The sequence below is a fragment of the Luteimonas sp. A534 genome (assembly GCF_054072805.1).
This window is the reverse complement of the sequence record NZ_JBSVRR010000017.1, coordinates 1-3230: the sequence shown is the minus strand read 5'-3', so window position 1 is coordinate 3230 and position 3230 is coordinate 1. Positions and strand designations below refer to the sequence as shown.

Genomic DNA, 3230 nt, shown 5'->3' with positions numbered 1-3230 from the left:
GGGCGCGTTCGTGATCTGCAAGTTGAGCGAGTGCTTGGCTCATAGGACTCTCAAAGTCTGCGCAGAGGCTCGTCTGCTGCCTAACGCCTGAATTAAGCCGCGCCGCGAAGCGGCGTCGGCTTGAATGAATTGTTAGCTCCCCCGCTAGGAGAGTGGAATGACGACGCTTGACACGATGGAGGACTCATCACTGACCTTGGCAGAGCGCAAACTATGGAAAACAAGGCTAATTCTGAAGCGATCCGTCTCAATCTCCGCCTCGTACATCGGCTTGCCAAGACGAGCTGACCACTCAGCGGCTTTCGTAGAAGGCTCAACTGCTCGAATGCCTGGCCATGCCAGTGACCAACAAGTACCCCAGACATAGCCCTCCGGCTCTTCGGCATCTAGCCATGCTTGATAGTCAACGAACTCCTCCCCCCAAGACTTTGTCCAAACATCATCAGCTACGACACTTGTGTAGCTCACCTCAGCGACATGGGTGAACTGAACTTGGTGCCGCCCCGGATAATTGCCCATGGAAGACTCGACGAGCACAAAGTAGTCCCGCCCGTGAGGTACAAAGCCATGATCCATGACGCCGAAGTCACAGTCAGGTAGCCACTCAAGTAACGAAGTCACGGGATGCATGTCTGGGGAGCTAACGCCTAAGTTAAGCCGAGACGCGTAGTGGAGCAAAGCACATGGCAAGCTTTTCCTGCCATGTGCTTTGCGGAACGAAGCGGCTTCGGCTTGAACGCATTGTTAGGCCGCGACTGCCCCGCTGCTGAGGCGCTCGCTCTTACAGCCTGGAAAGGAATCAAAGATCCGACGGTGGGCATGGTATGACCATTGATCTTGCCGAGCATAATAATCCGCAACCCAAGCTTGGAGATTTTCAAGCATCTGGTCTTGAGCCGCTTTCGAGGCGTACTTGTGGGGCTCCCACGGACGCTTGCGGTTGTGCTCCAGGCACGTTTCCAGCCCGGGATTGAGGAAGACAAGCTCGGTGCAGTGGGCAGACGCGGCCAGCACTAGCTCTCCGTAGCAGCCCTCTACGACCCAGCTGGGGTGCTCGGCTACAAACGCAGCCAACGAAGCCTCGATTGCGTGAGCAGGCCGCTGAACAGCAACCTTGCCCGGTTCCCAGACGATGGAGTCGAGGTCGAGATGAGCCAAGCCGTGTTCTGAAGCCAGTTCCTTAGCAAATGTGCTCTTCCCAGAACCGGAGTTGCCGAAGACGAGAACTTTCATAGCGGCCTAACACCGAAGTTAAGCCGAGCCGCGAAGCGGCTTCGGCTTGAACGCATTGTTAGGCCGCCGCCACCAGACACCGCGAACACTTGCCTGGGAGCACCGCAGCCCAACCCCCGAGCCGGAACATTACAACGACTGGCCACGCTCTGACTGCGGCCCTGGACCGAGCGAAAGAGTCTGCGCTTCAAGCTTGCTCCGGCGCCTGGGCTTGTGGGTTACCCAAAGTCCACTATGGATGTGAGCGCCAGAACCCTTGGCTCGTGATGCTCAGGCGAGTCAAATGCTAAGCCACGAATTGTTGAACGAAGCGACCCAGTGGGCTTGGCGAAACCAGCCGAAGGAACAAACCAAAAGAGCGGAATGTCGGACCTCGCACCAAGTGCGGCCTAACACCTAAGTTAAGCCGAGCCGCGAAGCGGCTTCGGCTTGAACGCATTGTTAGGCATCAGTCCCACCATGCCGTAACAGCCGCGGTAACAGGCTGATCAATCTCCAGCTTGCCAAGTTCATCTGGGTCTGCCGAGGTGACGTAGTCAGGCTGAAGGGCAGCTAGGGCATCACTAAGTACCTCGGGTTCGATCGTGCCTGCCACTAGAACCGTATCTGTGAAGGGCCACGCGTCATCGCCAGGGTCGAGCTCTGTGATCAACGCATAGACGGCCGTGACATCTGGTCGCTGCAGCAATCCAAGCAACGTGTCTCGGAATAGTGGAATGCCGGGATGGGGGACGAGGTTGCATCCAATCGAACCATCATCGTCGTTTCCATCAAAGAACCGCTCCAGCTGTACCAACTGTGGCTCAGGCTGGGTTTCCAGTTCCCTCTTTAGCGCAATGCACTTCTGTTGATCCACGACGAATCCTCCCCTGATGCCTAACACCTAAGTTAAGCCGAGACGCGTAGTGGAGCGAAGCACATGGCAAGCTTTATCTGCCAGGTGCTTTGCGGAACGAAGCGGCTTCGGCTTGAACGCATTGTTAGGCCTCTGCCCCGCCTGCGAAACGAAGCCCTAGCCAGACCGCAGTAATGCCCACGAGGACGCTACCAAAAATGTACAGCAGGGCAAGGCTGGTTTCCCCGCGCCGCAGGAGGGTGAGCGACTCCAGCCCGAACGCCGAGAAGGTTGTGAAGCCACCCAGAACACCGGTTACCAAGAACAGGCGAACCGGCTCCGAGACGGCTGCCTTGGCAGAAGCGCCTACGAGCACGCCGATCAGCAGACAGCCCAAACAATTGACAGCGAAGGTGGCCCACGGAAACCGATCCGCCGGGGCAGCACCCAGTGCGACAGCCACAGCGTAACGGGCCACCGAACCGAGGAAGCCGCCGAGTCCTACCCACAAGTACGCGCTCATATGTGTTTGAGGCCTAACACCAGAGTTAAGCCGCGCTGCAGCGGGGCGTGAAGCACATGGCAAGCTGTATCTGCCATGTGGTTTGCGCCCCGATGTGGCGTCGGCTTGAACGACTCGTTAGGCCGCCGCTGCCCGGCACCCGCGCCGAACCTGCTGAAGCCCAACCCCTGAGCCGGAACAGTACAACAACTTGGTACAGCTTGGTCTTGCCTTGGGGGCTACGAAGCGCGAACTACAGCTCGCGCGCGCAAAGAACCTCACCCGCATCTGTCCGAAGCCGACTCGGCGGGTCGAATCTTGCGGAGGGTCGCGCCTGTCCGAAGCCAAGTTATCGCAGGCGATTTGCCGATGCCACTCACCGCGCGTGCGAGGTGCCAACAGTGACAGATGAGCGGCAAACCCTATGCGACCGAAGACGTTGATCCGGCAGTGCGGGACACAAGGCCTAACACCTAAGTTAAGCCGAGACGCGTAGTGGAGCAAAGCACATGGCAAGCTGTACCTGCCATGTGCTTTGCGTAACGAAGCGGCTTCGGCTTGAACGCATTGTTAGGCCTCAGAAATTGCCAGACTAAGTGCGACAAATCCAGCGCCCCGAAAAGGAGAGGTGAGCTGGCAGACTGGAAGGGACTCTTATCC

4 protein-coding genes are annotated in these 3230 nt (G+C 58.0%); all 4 read right to left on the bottom strand.

Going from position 1 to position 3230, the window contains the following annotated elements; genetic code table 11:
• Positions 1-144: 144 nt before the first annotated feature.
• The 4 genes from ACW5F0_RS14670 to crcB all read right to left on the bottom strand — a co-directional run bounded on the left by ACW5F0_RS14670 (position 145) and on the right by crcB (position 2591).
• Positions 145-630 carry a YxiG-like protein gene (locus ACW5F0_RS14670; protein ID WP_457000034.1) on the bottom strand — a complete coding sequence of 162 codons (486 nt, stop codon included), beginning with the start codon at positions 628-630 and terminating at the stop codon, positions 145-147.
• A 114-nt stretch (positions 631-744) separates the two neighbouring features.
• Positions 745-1233: a shikimate kinase gene (locus ACW5F0_RS14665; RefSeq protein ID WP_457000033.1), complete on the bottom strand. Its 489-nt coding sequence runs from the start codon at positions 1231-1233 to the stop codon at positions 745-747.
• Positions 1234-1681: 448 nt separating this feature from the next.
• Positions 1682-2089, bottom strand: a complete 408-nt coding sequence (locus ACW5F0_RS14660) for a hypothetical protein (protein ID WP_457000032.1) — start codon at positions 2087-2089, stop codon at positions 1682-1684.
• A gap of 124 nt (positions 2090-2213) precedes the next feature.
• Positions 2214-2591: a fluoride efflux transporter CrcB gene (crcB, locus tag ACW5F0_RS14655; RefSeq protein WP_457000031.1), complete on the bottom strand. Its 378-nt coding sequence runs from the start codon at positions 2589-2591 to the stop codon at positions 2214-2216.
• Positions 2592-3230: the final 639 nt, after the last annotated feature.